Annotated in this window: 16 protein-coding genes; 7 read left to right on the top strand and 9 right to left on the bottom strand. The window is 52.7% G+C overall.

The window, feature by feature from the left end; translation table 11 throughout:
- Positions 1-58: 58 nt before the first annotated feature.
- The 8 genes from rna to citC form a co-directional block, all read right to left on the bottom strand.
- Positions 59-865, bottom strand: coding sequence for a ribonuclease I (gene rna / locus DY231_RS17070; protein WP_115630213.1), 807 nt, complete (start codon positions 863-865; stop codon positions 59-61).
- A gap of 90 nt (positions 866-955) precedes the next feature.
- A complete protein-coding gene (locus DY231_RS17065) occupies positions 956-2,419 on the bottom strand; it encodes an anion permease (protein WP_115630212.1) in 1,464 nt (487 codons plus the stop codon).
- 26 nt (positions 2,420-2,445) lie between these two features.
- The gene (citG, locus tag DY231_RS17060; RefSeq protein WP_115630210.1) at positions 2,446-3,336 is read right to left on the bottom strand and encodes a triphosphoribosyl-dephospho-CoA synthase CitG; all 891 of its coding nucleotides are present in this window, start codon (positions 3,334-3,336) and stop codon (positions 2,446-2,448) included.
- Complete coding sequence (gene citX / locus DY231_RS17055) at positions 3,308-3,859, bottom strand: citrate lyase holo-[acyl-carrier protein] synthase (protein ID WP_115630208.1); 552 nt, start codon at positions 3,857-3,859, stop codon at positions 3,308-3,310. The genes citG and citX overlap by 29 nt, the downstream gene beginning before the upstream one ends.
- Before the next feature lie 3 nt (positions 3,860-3,862).
- On the bottom strand, positions 3,863-5,383 hold the full coding sequence (gene citF, locus DY231_RS17050; RefSeq protein WP_115630206.1) for a citrate lyase subunit alpha: 1,521 nt from the start codon (positions 5,381-5,383) through the stop codon (positions 3,863-3,865).
- A gap of 9 nt (positions 5,384-5,392) precedes the next feature.
- A complete protein-coding gene (gene citE, locus DY231_RS17045; protein ID WP_370511334.1) occupies positions 5,393-6,307 on the bottom strand; it encodes a citrate (pro-3S)-lyase subunit beta in 915 nt (304 codons plus the stop codon).
- A complete protein-coding gene (gene citD, locus DY231_RS17040) occupies positions 6,298-6,594 on the bottom strand; it encodes a citrate lyase acyl carrier protein (RefSeq protein ID WP_115630202.1) in 297 nt (98 codons plus the stop codon). Before citD ends, citE begins: the two co-directional genes overlap by 10 nt.
- Complete coding sequence (citC, locus tag DY231_RS17035; RefSeq protein WP_115630200.1) at positions 6,591-7,667, bottom strand: [citrate (pro-3S)-lyase] ligase; 1,077 nt, start codon at positions 7,665-7,667, stop codon at positions 6,591-6,593. The genes citD and citC overlap by 4 nt, the downstream gene beginning before the upstream one ends.
- A gap of 381 nt (positions 7,668-8,048) precedes the next feature.
- Here citC and dpiB point away from each other — a divergent pair, with 381 nt between their 5' ends.
- A complete protein-coding gene (gene dpiB, locus DY231_RS17030) occupies positions 8,049-9,710 on the top strand; it encodes a sensor histidine kinase DpiB (protein ID WP_115630198.1) in 1,662 nt (553 codons plus the stop codon).
- Positions 9,679-10,359, top strand: coding sequence for a two-component response regulator DpiA (gene dpiA / locus DY231_RS17025; RefSeq protein WP_115630196.1), 681 nt, complete (start codon positions 9,679-9,681; stop codon positions 10,357-10,359). The genes dpiB and dpiA overlap by 32 nt, the downstream gene beginning before the upstream one ends.
- An 18-nt stretch (positions 10,360-10,377) precedes the next feature.
- On the opposite strand, the gene dcuC is transcribed toward dpiA, so the two are convergent.
- A complete protein-coding gene (gene dcuC / locus DY231_RS17020; RefSeq protein ID WP_115630194.1) occupies positions 10,378-11,760 on the bottom strand; it encodes an anaerobic C4-dicarboxylate transporter DcuC in 1,383 nt (460 codons plus the stop codon).
- 443 nt (positions 11,761-12,203) lie between these two features.
- On the opposite strand from dcuC, the gene DY231_RS17015 reads away from it, so the two are divergent.
- The 5 genes from DY231_RS17015 to pagP all read left to right on the top strand — a co-directional run bounded on the left by DY231_RS17015 (position 12,204) and on the right by pagP (position 19,127).
- A complete protein-coding gene (locus tag DY231_RS17015; protein WP_115630192.1) occupies positions 12,204-12,557 on the top strand; it encodes a hypothetical protein in 354 nt (117 codons plus the stop codon).
- Between the two features lie 185 nt (positions 12,558-12,742).
- Complete coding sequence (locus tag DY231_RS17010) at positions 12,743-13,999, top strand: TolC family protein (protein ID WP_115630190.1); 1,257 nt, start codon at positions 12,743-12,745, stop codon at positions 13,997-13,999.
- On the top strand, positions 13,999-15,264 hold the full coding sequence (locus tag DY231_RS17005) for an efflux RND transporter periplasmic adaptor subunit (RefSeq protein WP_115630188.1): 1,266 nt from the start codon (positions 13,999-14,001) through the stop codon (positions 15,262-15,264). Before DY231_RS17010 ends, DY231_RS17005 begins: the two co-directional genes overlap by 1 nt.
- Positions 15,261-18,380 carry an efflux RND transporter permease subunit gene (locus DY231_RS17000; RefSeq protein ID WP_115630186.1) on the top strand — a complete coding sequence of 1,040 codons (3,120 nt, stop codon included), beginning with the start codon at positions 15,261-15,263 and terminating at the stop codon, positions 18,378-18,380. The genes DY231_RS17005 and DY231_RS17000 overlap by 4 nt, the downstream gene beginning before the upstream one ends.
- Before the next feature lie 189 nt (positions 18,381-18,569).
- Positions 18,570-19,127 (top strand): lipid IV(A) palmitoyltransferase PagP, encoded by a 558-nt coding sequence (gene pagP / locus DY231_RS16995; RefSeq protein WP_256682716.1) that lies wholly within the window; start codon positions 18,570-18,572, stop codon positions 19,125-19,127.
- Positions 19,128-19,270: the final 143 nt, after the last annotated feature.

Below are 19,270 nucleotides of genomic sequence, written 5' to 3'. Positions count from 1 at the left end.
TGAAAGAACGGGTTTTGTAGGGTGGATAAGCCGCAGGCGTCATCCACCGCTTTGGTGATTAATAACCTACCGCATCCAGGCGGAATTGCTTCGCGCAGTTGCCTGGGTTTTTCTGTTTAGCGAATGAATCTTCGTTTAAAGGGCCGTTAATTTTTGCTGCATCCAGAGAGATTTGCATTTCAGTCAGATAAGCTGGATTCCCGTTGCAGGTCAGTTTTACCGCTTTTACCGCATCGTCTCCCCAGCTTTTTTCCAGCGCTTTATTGAAGGCTTTTCGCGTCACGATTTTGCCGTAGTTTTCAGCCAAAAAGTTACCAAAAGCGCTTTGTTTAAATTCACTATTCAGGCGCACCATGGTGCCGAAATAGGCATTAGGGTTGAAGCCAAAACAGACGCCATGTTTGGCAAATTCGTATCGGTCCAGGCATGACTGGCCGCCCGCCCCCGGCATGACTCCGGCGAGCTGGCTGGCGATATCTGGGGTTAATGCAGGGGCAGGTGCCTGACATTTTTGCGAGCCGCGAGCCTCGGCCATGTTAGGAACCGGGCGCGTAGAGCAGCCATAACGCATCCAGCGCTTTTCATCCACACCCCTTGCTGCCACTGATTTTGGCAAACCTGGCCACAGACCATGCACCGTCAAAAAGGCACGTTTATCATTTTGTTCCTGCTGTGTTTTACACTCGGCAGGCTCATTGCGATTGCGTTCATGCATGCTTTGGCAAAAGCCCGTTTGCCAGGATAGCGCCAGGACATAACGGTCAAAATCGCCATATTGCTTTGCGGTCAGCGGCTGCGCTTGCAGCAGGGAGCTGGTGGTCAGTAAAGAGGTCAGAATTAGCGTGTTTTGCCACGTCATTTTCATGCGTTTTCTCGCTCGGGCTTCCAGAAGTCATCATATTTAACCATAAAAAAAGCGCCTCACAGAGACGCTTGTTTCCAGAATGACTTACCGTTAGCTCCAGAGGGCCAGAATCGGCCAGCCGACGCACAACAACAGGCTGATATAGATCACGCCAAAAATGGCGCCCAATCGCCAGTAATCTTTGGATTTCACATAACCGCAGCCATAGATAATCACGCCAGGGCCGGTAGCATAAGGCGTCAGGCAGCCCATTATGCCGATGGACAGCACCAGAAGGATGCACAGGTGCTCCATGGGTACGCCCGGAATGCCTTTACCAACGGCGAGGATCATCGGCAGCATGGTGGCCGTGTGGGCCGAAAGGCTGGCGAAGAGATAGTGCGCAAAGTAGAACACCAGAACCAACACGATCACCGTGGCGTTAGGCGAGAACCCTTCAAGGTGCGAGCTCATGGTATCGGCAAACCAGTCGATGAAACCGGACCGGCTCAGACCGCTTGCCATAACGACCAGCGTGGCGAGGTTCACCAGCGTGTTCCAGGCACTGTGATATTTGGTGATGTCTTTCCACGGCACGACGTGCAGCGCCAGCATCAGCGACACCGCCAGCAACCCCACCGCGGTGGCATCAATGATTTCACCGCCGAACACCCACAACCCGAGGCTCAGTAACACTAAACAGATTAAAATCATCTCTTTGCGTGTTAACGCGCCCATCTCTTTTAACGCGCTGCTGGCCCAGCCAGACACCTCCGCGCTGTGTGTCACTTCTGGTTTATACAGCACATAAGAAAGCCATGGGGCGACGATCAGCAAGATGATTCCCACGGGCAGGAAACTTAAAAACCACTGCATCCAGCTTATCTGGATACCGGCAATTTTGTTGACGAACTCCAGCCCCAGCACGTTAGGTGCCGCCCCGGTGATAAACATCGAGGAGCTAAGACTGGTACTGATCACCATCATCCACATCAGGTAACTCCCGATGCGGCGCGATGAAGGATCGTTTGGGAAGGACTGGAACAGCGGCGGCAGGTTTTTGATTACCGGGAATACGGTGCCGCCGGTTCGTGCGGTGTTTGACGGGGTAAACGGTGCCAGCAACACATCGATGATGACAATCGCGTAGCCCAGCGTCAGCGTCCGCTTGCCCATGAATTTCACCATAAACAGCGCGATACGGCGACCCAGCCCGGTGACTTCATAACCCAGCGCGAAGATAAATGCCCCGAATACCAGCCAGACCGTGGTGCTTGAGAAGCCCGCTAGCCCCCATTTCAGCGCCTGTTTTCCGGCGTCAAATGCAGGGTCTGCCAGTTCTTTAGCGTCGAACAGCAGGTAATTGCTACCGATAACGCAAATTGTCACGGCGATAAAGCTGATTGCCGTTGCAGGAATCGGCTCCAGAATCATGCCGACAATCATGGCGACAAAGATTGCAAAGTAGTGCCACGCCTGCGGAGGCATGCCGTCGGGCACTGGAATAAGCAGCATCACGGCCATCACCACTAGCGGGGCCAGTAACTTCCATATTTTATCTTTTGAAACAGACATAACTGATTCTCCAGTAAGGATTTTTATTAATTTGTGTTGAGTGTGTAAGGCATTAGTTCGCTTAAAAAATGGGTGACGATCAGCAGGTCAGCGCTGCCGCCTGGGCTGAGATTGCGTTCGATACATTGCTGGTTAAATTCGTGCAGGTGGCTCAGATCGGCGGGTTGACGAATGCCACCCCGGCGTAACAGTGTTTGGGCGTGTTGTTGTAGCCATTGAAGGCCGGTGCTTCCGCCGCGCGAGGCGACGTTGGTGTCGTTGTTGACAGACATCAGCACTAATAAAGTGTCGAGCAACGCGAGTTCGGGGTCACTTCCTGCCGCCAGGCGTGTGCGGTAATGGGGAAGGGCGAGTGTGAGCACCAGCGGATAGCCCGCTTCGGCTTCTCCGCGTGCCCCTGTTAGCCCCATCTGGCGGTAAAGGCGTTGCCCGGCGGTGTGTTGGGCGTTGCCATTTTGCAGTTCGCGACCGGTTAAACCCTGGCAATAATTAGCGACGGTTTTACCGACAGCTTCTGGCGAAATAACCTGCCGCTGCTGATACAAGCGCCCGATGGCGGCACATAGCAATCCCAGGGAAAAAATAGTGCCTTTATGGGTGTTGACGCCAGCCGTTGCGCAGAACATATCGGCTTCACAGCCCATGCCAATCACGCGCAGGTCCGCGAGCGCTTCATGTGCAGGACGGTTGGCGTGACGGGCTCCTGACGCCATAAAACGCGGCAACCAGTGGCGGATGGCTTCGGCGCTGCGATGAAAATCCTCCAGCGCCATGTCTTTGTGCGCCCCGCAGTTAAAGCGGTCGACCAGGCCCGGTTTCGGGGAGAGATTGACTTCAGTCAGCATCGCGCGCCATCCGAGGTCACAGCATCCCGCGACGATATCGGCATCAAGCGTGGGCAGCGTTTTCGGCAGCATCTAACAGTGCCTCCATGCGGGCGTGCAGCTCAGAAAGCGAGTGAGTTTGCTCCCGAGCACACAGGCTGGCAGCACGCTGGCAAATCAGGCAATCGCGTGGCGGCTGGTCAAAGTCGCGACGCGAAAGAATTTGCCCGTGCGCAGTGAGCACATCCAGATCCCAAAGCCTGCCCAGCGGGTGCGTTTTCTCAAGCCCGATGGTCGCCAGTTTCACACTCATGGCTGGCGCATCTATTGCCAGTAATCCTTCCGGGCCGGTGGCTAAAGGCAGGCAAGTCTGTTTTTTGATTTCCCAGCCGGAAAGCTCTGCCAGATGGCGTAACTCCCTGAGACCATGATTAAAGATACGTCGCGTCAGTTCGCTATCTTTTACGGGGCCGGGCGCGACGACGGTAAACGAAACCAGCGTTACACCATGGCGTTCCAGCCAGGACTGTTGGCGGGTCTGGCGTGCATCACGGCTGGCGATGATTTCCGGCACCGTAACAACGGCGCGGGTTGCAGAGGTAAGATACAGCGGCATCGTTTACTCCTTCACCTGGCGAACAACGTCGATAACCGAGCCGTCGCGGTAGCGCACCACCGCAATAACGCGATCGGTAAATTCAATCGGCTGCGGTTTTCCGGTGAGGAGTTCGGCGCGTTCACGTAACCATTCGATAGAGACGACTTTCATCCCGGCTTCTTTGAGGGTTTCCGCCAGTTCCGGGCGCGCCGGGTTGACGGCGATACCGTGGTCTGTGACCAGAATATCGACGCTTGAGCCAGGCGTGACGCAGGTTGTCACTTCATCTACCAGCGTAGGAATGCGTCCGCGAACCAGCGGCGCGACGATAATCGATAGCGCGGCGGCAACGGCAGTGTCGCAGTGGCCGCCGGAGGCGCCGCGTAGCACGCCGTCCGAACCGGTCAGCACGTTGACGTTAAAACGCGTGTCCACTTCCAGCGCGCTGAGCACGACGACATCCAGTCGGTCGACAGATGCGCCTTTTGAGCCCCAGTTGGCATACTGGTTGGCGCTGATTTCGATATGGTTCGGGTTGTGTGCCAGCGATTCGGCGGCAATGCGGTCAAAGCTCTGCACGTCGAGCAGCTTTTTGATCAAGCCCTTTTCATGCAGATCCACCATGGTGGAAGTTATGCCGCCCAGCGCGTAAGCCGCGTGAATGCCACGGCTGCGCATTTTGTCTTCCAGAAAACGGGTGACGGCAAGGGATGCGCCGCCGGTGCCGGTTTGCAGGGAAAAGCCTTCTTTGAAATAACCGGAGTTCACCACCACATCGGCCGCACTTCGGGCAATCAACAACTCGCGAGGATTGGAGGTCATGCGGGTGGCGTCTGCGCCGATCTTATCGGCATCGCCGACGCGGTCGATCTGAACGATCAAATCCACATGATCCTGCGGGATGCTGGCGGGATTGTGCGGGTAGGGTTGCAGGGCTTCGGTCAGCAAAACCACCTGACGGGCATTTTCTGCGTCTACTTTCGCGTAACCCAGCGAGCCGCAGCAGGCTTTGCCGGTGTAGCCGTTGGCGTTACCGAAGGGATCGCAGGAAGGAACACCGAGAAATGCGACGTCAATTTTCAGCTCGCCGCTTTTGATCAGTTGCACGCGGCCACCGTGGGAGTGGATTTGCACCGGTTCGGCCAACAATCCGCGAGAGATCTCTTCAGCAAGCGGGCCTCGCAGCCCGGAGGTATAAATACGGCTGACGACGTTGTTGCGGATATGCTCGACCAGCGGCGCATGGCAGTCGCTTAACGAGCTGGAAGCTAGCGTCAGATTTTTAAAGCCCATTCTGGCGATAGCTTCCATCACGGTGTTCAGCGTCAGATCGCCACCGCGAAACGCGTGGTGGAAAGAAATCGTCATGCCGTCGTGCAGGCCGGAACGGCGAATGGCTTCATCAAGCCCGGCGCACAGTTTTTTATCGCGTGGCTTTTGCGTTTGCTGGTTCAGTTTGGACGCGTTCTGGAAAGCCTGGATATCGCTGTCGCTGCGGCGTTGCCAGGCGTTGAGGCGTTCCTGTCGTTGAGTGTGAGTCATTGTGATTCCTTATTCTTCACGAAGGCCAGAAAGCTCTGCCCGGGCGAGTACCAGACGTGCGCGTTCGATTACCGGGCTGTCTACCATTTTGCCGTTGAGCGAAACGACGCCGCGCCCTTCGCGAGCGGAGGCTTCGGCGGCTTCCACGACGCGTTGTGCATGGTCGACCTCTTTGCGGGTCGGGGCATAAAGGTTGTGCAGGAGTTCAATCTGGCGCGGGTTGATCAGTGATTTGCCGTCAAATCCCAACTGTTTGATGTGGGCGGCTTCATGTAAAAATCCGGCTTCGTTATTGGCATCGGAATAGACGGTATCGAACGCCTGAATCCCTGCTGCGCGCGCGGCCTGAAGGATTGAACAACGGGCGAATAACAGCTCAACGCCCTCAGGCGATCGTTCGGTGCGCAGGTTGCGCACATAGTCTTCTGCGCCTAACGCGATGCCGATAAGCCGGGGTGAGGAATGGGCAATGGCCACCGCCTGCGTAATGCCCTGTGCGGATTCGATTGCCGCCAGCAGGCCCGTGCTCCCGGCTTCGCGACCGCACTGAGTTTCAATGCGCGCAATTTCAGTCTCGATGTCGATAACATCCTGAGCAGAATCGGTTTTCGGCAGACGAACAATATCGGCTCCACCGCGCACGACCGCTTCCAGGTCCGCCAGACCGTATTCAGAGTCCAGCGCGTTAACGCGCACGATGGTTTCGATTTCCTGATACAGCGGGTGCTGTAGGGCGTGGTAGACGAGACGGCGCGCCGCGTCTTTCTCGCGCAAAATCACCGAGTCTTCGAGATCAAACATCAGCGCGTCGGCGCGGTAGATAAAGGCGTTGCTGACCATGGCAGCATTCGCACCGGGGACGAACAGCATGCTGCGGCGGGTGCGGGTTTTCCGCTGCTGGGCGATAGGGGCAATCACTGGCATTCCTCCCACGGCAGAGCACAAACGTCGCTGGCACGAACCAGTAGCGTTTCCAGACGGGCGCGAAGAATGCAGTCCAGCGCGCCTTTATCATCCACGTTCAGTTGAACGCCGCGCACGTCATAGCGCGTGAGAATTTCGATCAGCGTGGCGTGGATCGCAGCGCCAAACTGCTTTTCAACGCTGCTGTTGATTTGCAGGTCAATTTCCTGGGTATCGAGCGGGATAATGCGAATCATCACATCTCCCGACTCAAGCGTGCCGGCGACGGCGGGGCGGGTAATTTTCATTTTTCACCTGTTTGTAATGCGGGTTCCGGTTGCCTGTCAGCGGCGCTTTCTGATCGCGTGGCAAGCAGGTTTTGCAAATATTCTCGGGTCGCTTCCGGGACGAGGTGCTCAATGGCTGCGAAATCTTTTTTCACCAGCAATTGCCGCACGAGGGAGGCGGATATGGATACGCCGCGATAGCGCAGCCGTTCAATTTCCACCAGTTCAATGGGCGGGGAGCTGTCGGCTGGCGAGGTCAGGCGTTGGCACATATCGGCGTTGTATCCGGCAGTGACTTTGCAGAAGGGTTCGGTGCCAACAAATCGGTGCGTGATACCCAGCGCGGGAGCGAGGTGTTGGCGGAAAATCTGTAAGTCGATTTCGGTGTAACAGTGGTTAATTACGCTCTGCTCTTTGATGAAGTAGCAGGGGAAAGTGGCGCGAGAAATCATGTACTCCGAGCCACGATGAACCGTGATTTTGGCGATGTCGGCGGTGCCAGCGCGCACCAGTGTGAGGCGGTCTTCGTAAGGGAAGCGCGAGGTGTCTTCTTTCACCATAAACACGTGCAGCCAGTCGCATTGTGCGGCCGCTTTTTGAATCAGATAGCGGTGGCCGAGAGTGAACGGGTTGGCGTTCATCACGATGCAGCCGATTTTATTGCCGTCCTGGCGCAGTGTGGTGAGGTAACTGGCGTAACGTTGCAGGCGCGTGGCGCTATTTTCCATCAGCACCATGACGCCAGGCACGCTGGCGAGAGTATAAAAGCCGCACTGTTTAAACAGCGCTTCGTTGTGACTTTTGGTGTAGATGAAAAGATGGGTGCTTTGTCGTTCAAAGGCTAAATTGATTAATTCGGTGGCGAGTGTCAGGGCTAAACCTTCACCGCGTGCAGATTCACTGATGGCGACACACTTAATGATATTTCCGGCAATTCCCCCGCAGGCAATAAGCTGTTCATCACGGGTTAGTGTAATAAAGATTTCTACCGTGGTATCGATGCTCAGCGAGTTGGCACGGAGAAAACGCGTAATCTCAGCCATCTTTTTATTTTCTGCGCGTTTAACCCGGGCTAATACGATATTACTGAACATGAAAATCCTTTTGCCACGCGAATAATTGCGTGGGTGGAAACTTGTTGAAATAAATGTGTTGCCGATTGTCGCAAATGAATAACATTTTGTTTTCAATCATTCTCATCGCGACATAGTTAAGGCTGCTGTGCGAATTCAACGATCGTACGGAGAAATTAAGTTTTTAATTTTGATATATTTCACAAAGAGTTAAGTGGTTTAAATAGACTTAATGGTTTTTATTTCCTTAATTATTTTCACTGTGAGTTGAGTAGCGGTTTTTATTTGTTTAATTGATTTAATGTATGGAATCTGTAACGATTTGAGCCGTTTTGATGGGCGCGTTTGAAAACAAATTGGTTACATTCGTCTGCTATTTAAAGTGCTAATAAAGGAATGGCAATGTTTGGCAAAACCCCCGCGAAAGAGTTTCGATTTCTACGTCGTATTGCCTTTCCGCTACGCATTTTTTTATTACTCCTCCTGATTTCCCTTCTGTTGATGGCGGCACTTGGCCAGTATTTATCCGCCAGTTTTGAAGATTATCTGACCAACCATGTGCGTGATATGGCGATGCATCAGGCGAAAATTATTGCGTCTAATGACAGCCTGGTTGAGGCGGTAAAAAACAGAGACAGTCAGCGTCTGTCCGAGATTGTCGGCAAGATGGCAACGGGTTCTGATTTCGATTATGTGGTCATTGGCGACCGCAACTCCATCCGGCTTTATCATCCCAATCCTCAACAAATCGGCCGGCCGATGCAATGGACAAAACCCGGAGCGCTCGAAAAGGGCGAAAGCTACTTTATTACCGGCAAAGGCTCGATTGGCCTGGCGATGCGCGCCAAAACGCCAATTTTTGACGAGCAGGGGAAAGTCATCGGGGTGGTGTCGCTGGGGTATCTGGTCAGCAAAATAGATAGCTGGCGGCTTGATTTTCTCTTGCCGCTGGTTGGGGTGTTTGTCCTGATTCTGGTGATTTTGCTGCTGTTGTCGTGGTTTTTTGCCGCCCATATCCGTAGGCAGATGTTAGGCATGGAACCGCAGCAGATTGCTCAGGTGGTTCGCCAGCAGGAGGCGCTATTCGGCTCGGTATTTGAAGGGTTGATCGCCGTCGATCCCGACGGTGTTATCACGGCGATTAATCGCAACGCGCGTAAAATGCTGGGGTTAAGCTCACCGGGCAGGCAGTGGCTGGCAAAACCTATCGCCGAAGTGGTGCACCCTGCATCCTTTTTCACGGAACACATCGAACAAGAACGGCGGGATGTGCTGTGTACTTTTAACGGCTTGAACGTGATTGCCAATCGCGGGGTGATTTGGTCCGGCGATGAACTGTTAGGCGCGATTATCAGCTTTCGCAGTAAAGATGAAATCAGTGCACTCAATGCACAATTGACGCAGGTTAAACAATACGTTGATAGCCTGCGTGCATTAAGGCACGAACACCTTAACTGGATGTCTACGCTCAGTGGTCTGCTGCAAATGAAAGAGTACGACCAGGTGCTGGCGATGGTGAAAGGCGAGTCGCAGGCACAGCAGGATTTAATTGATTTCCTGCGCGGTTCCTTTGATGACCGACAGGTCGCGGGGCTACTGTTCGGTAAATGGCAGCGTGCCAGGGAACTGGGGCTGATGCTCAATATTAACCCTGGCAGCCAGCTTCGCCATTTGCCGGAAGGACTGGACAGCACCGAGTTTGCCGCCGTAGTGGGTAATCTGCTGGATAACGCTTTTGAAGCCTGCCTGAATTATCCCGAGAGTGATAAGAGCGTTGAGCTTTGGCTAAGTGATGAAGGTAATGAAGTGATTATTGAGGTGGCTGACAGCGGTTGCGGGGTGCCTGAAGCCTTGCGCGAAGTGATTTTTGACCAGGGAGTCAGCACCAAAACTGATGCGCCCGGAGAACACGGCATTGGTCTGTATCTTATAGCCAGCTATGTGGAGCGGTGCGGCGGTATTATTACGATTGAAGATAATGAACCGTCCGGCTCTTTATTTACTGTTTTTATTCCGAAAGTGAAGATCATTTATGGCTCAAGCTCTAACGATTCTGATTGTTGAAGATGAAACTCCGCTGGCAGAAATGCATGCCGAGTTTATTCGTCGATTCCACGGTTGTGGGCAGGTGTGGCTGGCGGGCAATTTAGCGCAGGCACGAATGATGATTGAGCGTTTTAAACCTGCACTGATTCTGCTGGATAATTATTTACCCGATGGCAAAGGCATCACGCTTTTGCACGAGCTGACCCAGGCACGCTTTGCTGGTGGCGTAGTGTTTACTACGGCCGCAAGTGATATGGAAACCGTCGCGGAGGCGGTGCGTGGGGGTGTCTTTGACTATCTGGTGAAGCCGATTGCCTATGAACGCCTGAGCCAAACGCTCGAACGTTATCAGCAGCGAATGCAATTGCTCGTCAGCCATGCGAGCGCCAGCCAGCGGCAGATAGACGACATGTTTAATGCTTATGCGCGTGGCGAGCGGAAAGAGGAATTGCCCGCGGGTATTGATGCGTTAACACTGGCCAAAGTGCAGTTGTTGTTTGCTGACCCGGATGCGCGACATACCGCAGAAACCGTGGCGCAGGAGTTGAAACTGAGTCGTACTACGGCGAGGCGTTATCTTGAGTTTGCCGCAGGGCGACAGCAGATTATGGCGGAGATTGTTTATGGAAAAGTAGGACGCCCACAGCGCACATATAGATCGCTGTGAGCGGGTATGCGAACGGGTTTAACCGCCAATAACGGCAGCGGCAGAAGGCACCAGGACTTCGGTGGCAATAATCACCACAATCAGCCCGACAGCAACCGGCACTGAAGTGCGTTTCACGACTTCAAACGGTGAGATTTTTGCCATACCTGCCACCGCGACGACCACACCGGATACCGGAGAAATGGTACGGCCAAGGTTTGAGGCTTGCAGCATGGGAATCGCCAGATACGCCGGGTTAATGCCGGAGGAATGAGCCAGTTTCGGGATCATCTCCACAAAAGCATAGAACGGCGCGTTACCGGAACCGGTGGTCATTGCAGCCAGCATGGTCAGCACGACCAGCACCAGCATCAGAATGATGCTTGCGGAACCGAACGACGTCGCAATGGAAATCAGACTCTGGATAAAGCCAATGGTGCTCAGGCCTTGTGCGAATACGCCCGCGGCAACCAACAGCATGACCACGTTGGCAAAGGCATCAGCCATGCCGCGGTAGCAGACTTCCAGACCGGAGAAGACGGTTTGCGCTTTGAAACTACGGAAGAACTCAATCACCGCAGCAATTAGAATACAGATAACCAAAATGGCGATGATGTGCAGCTGCGGACCCCATTTACCGTCGAAAATCAGCACGCCAATAATTGGTGTAAACGGCAGAATGGCATAGAAAGATGGTGCGGTAGTCTGGATTTCGCTGACATCGAGCATTTCGTGGCTGACGTTTTCTTTTTTATCCAGATAGCGTTGCCAGAAGAAGTGGGCAATCGCCATGGCGATAATGGCAGCGATAGAAATTGGCACCGTGGTTTTAAAGGCAAAATCTACCAATGACATTTCTGCGGCTTTCGCGGCTAATACCACGTCGCCTGAAGTCGGGGACAGGATGATTGCAGCAGGGGAGGCGCAAATTGCAGCCGCCGCACCACGGCTAATACCCACGTTCACCATGACCGGGAACAGGGTCGCCATCAACAACACGCCCAGGCCAGTCGCTGAGGAAACTGCCAGTGACATCAGACACGCCACAAAATAGGCGGCAATCATCAGAATGTATGGTGAGTTAATTAATTTCAGTGGCTTAGAGGCAAGCTTTACCACCATATCGTTAGCGCCGATGTGCGTCATGTACGATGCGAAACCGCAAAGCATCATGATCATCATGCCGAGATCGCCACCGCGGCTCATCAGCAGGATTTTGACATATTCGACGATGTCAGTTGCGGTATAGCCGGTGCTTTCAGCGCTGGCAGGTAAAACTTTGTGGCCCATCAAGGCACTAATAATCAGTAACGTTAAGCCACCGACGAATAATACGCCGGTAGCGGAGTAGCCTTTGATGATGTAGCGAGCTACACCAACAATAACCACAACCCCAATAAGTAATTCAATAGTTGTCAGCATTAAAGCCCCCTGTTGCGTTCAGGTATCTCAACGCAACGCCATGCCAGAAATAAAATAATAAGACGCTTTGCAGTCGTCAGCGAAAACGGAGCCAATCTGCCTGAATCATTGGCGTAGATTTCTGATGAGCATCAAATTTAGTCAGCTTCCTACTGCCGTCATGACACTTTTGTCGACAGCATTGCAATTATGACATTTACTTATTGATTAGCGGTATATATTTATATCGCTTATTGCTCTGTTAATAATCATTTGGAGGGTAATTAATTAAGATTATATTACGTAATTGTTAATTATTTCGCTAAATGTAAAACAACTAAAAATCCCTTTAAATTAAAAAGCTCTGATGCTTATACTGCCGCCTCACATATTTCAGGGGCAATACCTTGCAATCCACGTTCTGGTCGACAAGCCGTTTACGCTTTTTCAGGAAGCATCTTTTGATGCTGCTGTTGGCGTTTGGCTGGCTGTTTGTCAACAGCCAGGTCGCGGTGGCATCGCACGACTGCCCGGTAGAAATTAGCGCGTCCTCACTTTCTATTCAGCATAGCGAACATATGCTGATGAAAAACCATTGGAATATTGTGAAAGCGAAAGGATCACTGTGTGATAAGCACTGTATTCCGGACGTGATGCAAAAAGATAATGGCTATAGTTCGTTGGTCGCATTGCCGGTCACTGACACTCTGGCCTTAGTGATCCCTGAATGTCAGGAAGTGGTCACTTCCGTTGCGCTGTTAACCCCACCTGCAACCGGCCCTCCCGCCACAATACGGTTTTGTCGTTTTAGAGAATAACTCCAGCACTGTCTTGGTTCATGCGCGTTTCGCCATCCTTTGACTTTGGTTCTGGAGATTTTTATGTCTGTTATTTTTGCACGTTCCTTTGCAGCCGCTGCGCTGTCCGTTTTTGCTTTCTTTTCTGTGGCTCATGCCGCTTCCCAACTCGTCTCCGTTACGCCGACTAAGTAACCGAGGCCGTCATGAAACAACATTCCCTGAGCTTATGGCTCGGCGGGGTGCTGGTTGCTGCGTCTGTCTCTGCCGCTCATGCGGCAGAGTTCAGCCTGCAACAGACCCTGACCGCGGCTGTTCACTATTCCGCAGAACTTTCTGCTAACCGTAATCAGAGCAATGCCCTGAATGCGATGGCGGATTCTGCTCGCCAGCTACCTGACCCAAAACTGAAATTTGGCATTGAAAACGTCCCGGTACAGGGCGGCAACAGCCACCGTTTTACCCGCGAAGGCATGACCATGCAGCGCATCGGTATCATGCAAGATTACGTCAGCGAGGATAAACGCGACCGCAAAGCAGAAACGATTCTGGCTCAGTCAGCCAGCAGTGTTGCAAAAGCGGAGGTGATTCGCGCGACGCTGCAAAGATCGGCCGCCCAGGCGTGGCTGGATTTAGCGTTATCACAAAAGGTCCTGACGGCGGCTCAAAAACTGGTCGCAGAAACTGAGCGCCAGATTGGCGTGCAAAAAGCCACGGTGGCCAGCGGAAGCTCACCGGCATCCAGCGTGATGGATATTCGCATGACGCTTTTAGGCATGCAGGACAAAGTGACCCTCGCACAGCGTGATGTGACGCTGGCTCAGACTCGTTTGCTGCAATTAACCGGCGAACAAATTGATAACGCACGTGGCTCGTTACCCCGTTATCAGCGCCTGCCAGCGGACCCTGCTGTTCTTGAGCAAAGCGTCGGGCTGCATCCTGAAGTGATTGAAGCGGCGCGCGAGGCAGATGTTGCCAAAGCGCGTTCGGCTCAGTCTGCGGTGGCAGCGAAGCCGAATGTTGGCGTTGAGGTGTACTACGCTCATCGCGCCGATGATTACGACGACATGGCGGGCGTGATGTTTACCGTTGATTTACCGATGTTTAAATCTCAACGCCAGGACAAAGATCTGGCGGCTGATATGTCGCGATCAATGGAAGCTAACGATCAATTGGCTTTAGCGAAACGCGAGCGCGTGGCTCTGGTTCGTACGCTGGTGGCGCAATATCAGGCCGCTCAAACCCTCTGGCAGCGCCAGCAAGAAGAAATTCTACCCCTACAACGCCAGCGCCTTTCACTGATTGAAGCGCAATACCGATCCGGGCAATCCACGCTTTCCGATTTGCTCAATGCCCGCCGCACGTTACTTGATACCGAACTGACCGCGAATAGCGCGGAGAAATCCGTGGCTGAAACCTGGGCCGCTATTCGCTATCTGACGCCACAGGATGAAAACCAATAATGAAAACAATAACGAAGCTCTCTTTTGTCGCACTCGCCATCGCGGGCGCACTCGGCGCGGGGTATTACGTGGGCAAGCAAAGCCACGGCACCCTCGCGCCAGCGGCTCAATCTGAACGGAAAGTTCTCTATTGGTATGACCCGATGACACCCGGTCAGCGTTTTGATAAACCCGGAAAATCACCGTTTATGGATATGGACCTGGTGCCGCGTTACGCGGATGAAGCCACGGAAGAGGGCGGGGTGACGGTAAGCGCTCGCCAACAGCAGAATCTGGGTATTAAAACGGCGCAGGCCGAGAAGAAAGTTCTGGATTATCAGTTTGATGCATTTGCCACGGTTTCAACGGATGAACGCAGCGTGCAGATAATCCCGGCCAGCGCTAATGGCGTAGTTGAGAAGTTGTTTGTAAATGCGCCGCAGCAATTCGTTAAGGCGGGTGAGCCGTTGGCTCAATTATGGATACCAGAGTGGACGGCGGCTCAACAAGAATATCTGGCCGTGCGCCAGTTGGGCGACAGCGCGTTAACGTCTGCCGCGCGAGAACGCCTGCAACTCCAGTTCATGCCTGCGGAGATTATTCGCCTGGTGGAGAAAACGGGAAAGCCGCAGACGCGTGTCACCGTGCGAGCAAAGCAGGCGGGTTATATCAATAAGCTGGATACGCGAGAAGGCGCGCAAGTTGCGGCTACTGCACCGCTATTTGAAATTGCCAGCCTCAAGTCGGTGTGGATTGTGATTGATTACCCGCAAACTCAGGCACAAGTGCTGCAAGTGGGAAGCGAAATTCAGGCTTCATCGGATAGCTGGCCGGGAGAGACTTTCCACGGACGTGTGAGTGAGTTGCTACCCAACATGGAAACCACCACGCGCACGCTGAAAGCGCGCATTGTGTTGGAAAATTCGCAAATGAAACTCAAGCCGGGCATGTACCTCAATGTCACGCTGGCGAATTCGCCTGTCCTGCCGCCGGTGTTGGCGATTCCTGAAGAAGCACTGATTGAAACCGGAAGTGCCAGCCGGGTGTTAGTGACACAGAATGACGGCCATTTTAACCCGGTTAACGTGGTGGTGGGTACGGCTCAAAATGGCTGGGTGGAGATTAAACAAGGGCTGAAAGAGGGCGACAAAGTTGTGACTTCCGGGCAGTTCCTGATTGATTCCGAAGCCAGCTTGCGCAGTGCTTTGCCCCAGGAAAAAGAGCCTGAACATCAACATGAGATGGCAATGCCAATGCAGATGCCAATGGCGGGGGCGATGAAATGATTGCTACCGTGATTCGTTGGTCACTCAAAAACCGGCTGCTGGTTTTACTGGCGGCAATCATGATGGCGGCATGGGGGATTTGGTCACTGCAACGCGCGCCGCTTGATGCGCTGCCCGATCTCTCCGATGTGCAGGTGATTATTCGTATCAACTACCCAGGTAAAGCCCCGCAAGTTGTTGAAGATCAGGTCACTTATCCGCTCACCACTACCATGCTTTCAGTTCCAGGGGCTAAAACGGTACGTGGCTTTTCGATGTTTGGGGATTCGTATGTTTACATTTTATTTGAAGATGGCACCGACCCTTACTGGGCGCGTTCACGGGTGCTCGAATATTTAAGCCAGGTGCAATCGCAGCTTCCCGCGGAGGCCAAAGCATCGTTGGGACCCGATGCCACGGGCGTCGGCTGGGTGTATGAATACGCGCTGGTGGACCGAAGCGGGAAACACAGTTTGGCAGATTTACGTGCGCTGCAAGACTGGATGCTTAAGTTCGAGCTAAAAACGGTGCCGAACGTGTCGGAGGTCGCAAGTGTTGGTGGCATGGTTCGCCAATACCAGATAGTGCTCGACCCGCAACGGATGCGGGCGCTGAATATCACGCATCAACAGGTGATAGATGCGGTGCAAAGTGCCAACCAGGAAGGGGGCGGCTCGGTCATCGAAATGGGCGAAGCTGAATACATGGTGCGCACCGCAGGATATTTAAAAAACCTCAATGACTTCAAACAGGTCGTTATTACCACTCGTGAAGGCGTCCCGGTGTTACTGAGCGATGTGGCCACGTTGCGTATGGGGCCGGAAATACGTCGGGGCGTAGCTGAGTTTAACGGTGAAGGTGAAGTCGCTGGCGGCATTATTGTCATGCGCTATGGCAAAAATGCGCTGGATACTATCAATGCGGTAAAAGCCAAACTTCAGCAAATCCAGAGAAGTTTACCCGCGGGTGTCGAAATTGTTCCGGTCTACGACCGCTCGCATCTGATTGAAAACGCAATTGAAACGCTTTCCTATAAGCTTCTTGAAGAGTTTATCGTGGTAGCGATTATTTGCGCCTTGTTCTTGTTCCACTTCCGCTCGGCGCTGGTGGCGATGATAACGTTGCCGCTGGGCATATTGGGTGCCTTTATTGTCATGCATTACCAGGGCGTGAATGCCAACATCATGTCGCTGGGGGGGATCGCGATTGCCATAGGCGCAATGGTCGATGCGGCGATCGTGATGATCGAAAACATGCACAAAGTGCTGGAGCAGTGGCGGCACGACAACCCGGATAAACAGCCAACAGGCGCTGATTACTGGCGTATCTCTGAACAGGCCGCAGTCGAAGTCGGGCCTGCGCTGTTTTGTAGTTTGCTGATTATCACGCTGTCGTTTATTCCGGTGTTTTCTCTTGAGGCGCAGGAAGGGCGAATGTTCTCGCCGCTGGCGTTTACTAAAACCTACGCCATGGCGGTGGCCGCAGGTCTGGGGATCACGCTGGTGCCAGTGCTGATGGGTTATTTTATCCGTGGGAAAATCCCGGATGAAAAGGCGAATCCCATCAACCGCTGGCTGATTGCGGCTTATGAGCCGCTTCTCGACAAAGTGCTGGCGCGCCCAAAAACCACGCTGGTCATTGCCGGTTTAGTGCTGGTGGCGACGCTGTGGCCGCTCAGTCGGCTCGGCAGCGAATTTATGCCGCCGCTTGATGAAGGCGATTTGCTATACATGCCTTCGACATTACCCGGTATCTCAGCCCGTGAAGCCGGACATTTACTGCAACAAACCGACAGGCTCATCAAAACGGTACCCGAAGTGGCGACGGTATTCGGCAAAGCAGGGCGGGCAGATACTGCGACCGATCCCGCACCGCTAACGATGATTGAAACGACGATTCGTTTTAAACCGCGTGACCAATGGCGCCCGGGAATGACGATGGACAAACTGGTGAGTGAACTCGATAGCGTGGTGAAAGTGCCTGGCATCGCCAACGTTTGGGTGCCACCAATCCGTAACCGCCTGGATATGCTGGCAACGGGCATCAAAAGCCCGGTGGGTATCAAAGTTAATGGCAACAATATCGCTGCTATTGAGCAAGTTGCCGAGCAAATCGAACGGGTGGTGAAGCAGGTTCCGGGTGTGACTTCTGCGCTTGCGGAAAGGTTGGGTGGCGGACGTTATGTGGATATCAATATCGACCGACTGAAAGCGGCACGTTATGGCGTATCGGTCAAAGAGTTGCAGTCGTTAGTAGCGACGGTGATTGGCGGGCAAAATATTGGTGAGACGATAGAAGGGCGTGAGCGCTATCCCATCAACGTCCGTTACCCGCGTGAAATGCGTGATAACATCCAAAAGCTGAAAAATCTCCCTGTTATAACGGCAAATGGTAGTCAGATTGCACTCTCTGAACTGGCCGATATCAGCATTACCGACGGACCACCCATGCTGAAAAGTGAAAACGCGCGTTTATCGAATTGGGTCTATGTCGACCTGCGCGGGAGAGATTTGAAATCGGCGGTGGAAGATATGCAACGCGCCGTTTCCCAACAAGTTAAATTACCGGAAGGTGTTTCATTATCCTGGTCAGGCCAATTTGAATATTTAGAGCGTGCAAGCGCTAAATTAAGAATAGTCCTACCATTTACGCTTGTTATTATTTTTGTCTTACTTTATGTGACATTCTCGCGGGTGAGCGATGCGTTATTAATAATGGGCACTTTACCTTTCTCGCTTATCGGCGGAGTCTGGTTGCTTTATCTGCTTGGATATAATTTGTCGGTTGCGGGCGCCGTAGGGTTTATTGCTCTGGCGGGAGTCGCCGCTGAATTTGGTGTCATTATGGTGCTTTATTTGAACCAGGCGATTGCACGGCATAAAGCACTCAATCCTTTGGGCGGCAAGCCGATGTTAATGCGGGCATTGCATGAAGGCGCGGTGCTGCGCGTCAGGCCAAAAGTGATGACTGTGGCGACGATCATGGCGGGTTTACTGCCTATCATGTGGGGTGACGGTACCGGTTCTGAAGTGATGCGCCGAATTGCTGCGCCGATGATTGGCGGAATGATCACGGCACCGCTATTGTCGATGCTGGTGATTCCAGCAATGTATGTTTTATTAAAAAGAGATAAATAATAGCAAGTTACCCCACCATTTTTTATTTTCAGATAATGGCTGGGGTAATGTTTTTATCGGCCATTAATTCGACAAAGTTAGACATCTTTAGGAATTTACTACGCGTTTATTTAACTTTTGTTCATATATAATTTGTTAGGTTGTATATTGATTTTTGAAGTGGAAATTAATGTGACCCTAACAAAAAGAATTGTCATTTCCTGTATTGTTTTCTTTTCATCGCTAATGATAATGCCCGTCGCACTGGCTAATCAAAGTAGCGTTTTAGGTGACGCCTGGAATACTTTAACGGATAACGTTTCACAAACGTGGAATGAACCGCAACATTATGATTTATACGTGCCTGCCATCACCTGGCATGCGCGGTTTGCCTACGATAAAGAAAAAACCGATCGCTATAACGAGCGCCCGTGGGGGATAGGTTTTGGTCAGGATCGCTGGGACGATAGCGGAAATTGGCACGGTTTGTATCTGATGGTTTTTAAAGATTCCTATAACAAATGGGAACCGATTGGCGGCTACGGCTGGGAGAAAATCTGGCGTCCGCTGGCTGATGATAACTTCCGTCTGGGACTCGGCTACACGCTGGGCGCTACCGCGCGCGATAACTGGAATTACATTCCGATCCCAGTGATATTGCCGCTGGCCTCTGCGGGTTATGGCCCGGCGACGTTCCAGATGACCTATATCCCAGGAACCTACAACAACGGTAACGTTTACTTTGCCTGGTTACGCTTCCAATTCTGATGCTTGGTAATGGCTGAAATCATGCACAACATGTATCGCTATTATCTGACTTTCAAAAATAAGGGCTACTGCACAGTTTTTAAAAGAGGTTGCAATTTTTAGCACTTTTTCTTAAATCGGGACTGGACAAAATCCACCACAAT

It is taken from the genome of Buttiauxella agrestis (assembly GCF_900446255.1).
Classification (GTDB): Bacteria; Pseudomonadota; Gammaproteobacteria; order Enterobacterales; family Enterobacteriaceae; genus Buttiauxella; species Buttiauxella agrestis.
The sequence above is the reverse complement of the archived record's forward strand: the minus strand, read 5'-3'. Positions and strand labels throughout refer to the sequence as shown.

Excerpts from the sequence above, each read along its gene's own strand:
- rna (WP_115630213.1), bottom strand. The coding sequence starts at position 865 with ATGAAAATGACGTGGCAAAACACGCTAATTCTGACCTCTTTACTGACC.
- DY231_RS17065 (WP_115630212.1), bottom strand. The coding sequence starts at position 2,419 with ATGTCTGTTTCAAAAGATAAAATATGGAAGTTACTGGCCCCGCTAGTG.
- citG (WP_115630210.1), bottom strand. The coding sequence starts at position 3,336 with ATGCTGCCGAAAACGCTGCCCACGCTTGATGCCGATATCGTCGCGGGA.
- citX (WP_115630208.1), bottom strand. The coding sequence starts at position 3,859 with ATGCCGCTGTATCTTACCTCTGCAACCCGCGCCGTTGTTACGGTGCCG.
- citF (WP_115630206.1), bottom strand. The coding sequence starts at position 5,383 with ATGACTCACACTCAACGACAGGAACGCCTCAACGCCTGGCAACGCCGC.
- citE (WP_370511334.1), bottom strand. The coding sequence starts at position 6,307 with ATGCCAGTGATTGCCCCTATCGCCCAGCAGCGGAAAACCCGCACCCGC.
- citD (WP_115630202.1), bottom strand. The coding sequence starts at position 6,594 with ATGAAAATTACCCGCCCCGCCGTCGCCGGCACGCTTGAGTCGGGAGAT.
- citC (WP_115630200.1), bottom strand. The coding sequence starts at position 7,667 with ATGTTCAGTAATATCGTATTAGCCCGGGTTAAACGCGCAGAAAATAAA.
- dpiB (WP_115630198.1), top strand. The coding sequence starts at position 8,049 with ATGTTTGGCAAAACCCCCGCGAAAGAGTTTCGATTTCTACGTCGTATT.
- dpiA (WP_115630196.1), top strand. The coding sequence starts at position 9,679 with ATGGCTCAAGCTCTAACGATTCTGATTGTTGAAGATGAAACTCCGCTG.
- dcuC (WP_115630194.1), bottom strand. The coding sequence starts at position 11,760 with ATGCTGACAACTATTGAATTACTTATTGGGGTTGTGGTTATTGTTGGT.
- DY231_RS17015 (WP_115630192.1), top strand. The coding sequence starts at position 12,204 with ATGCTGCTGTTGGCGTTTGGCTGGCTGTTTGTCAACAGCCAGGTCGCG.
- DY231_RS17010 (WP_115630190.1), top strand. The coding sequence starts at position 12,743 with ATGAAACAACATTCCCTGAGCTTATGGCTCGGCGGGGTGCTGGTTGCT.
- DY231_RS17005 (WP_115630188.1), top strand. The coding sequence starts at position 13,999 with ATGAAAACAATAACGAAGCTCTCTTTTGTCGCACTCGCCATCGCGGGC.
- DY231_RS17000 (WP_115630186.1), top strand. The coding sequence starts at position 15,261 with ATGATTGCTACCGTGATTCGTTGGTCACTCAAAAACCGGCTGCTGGTT.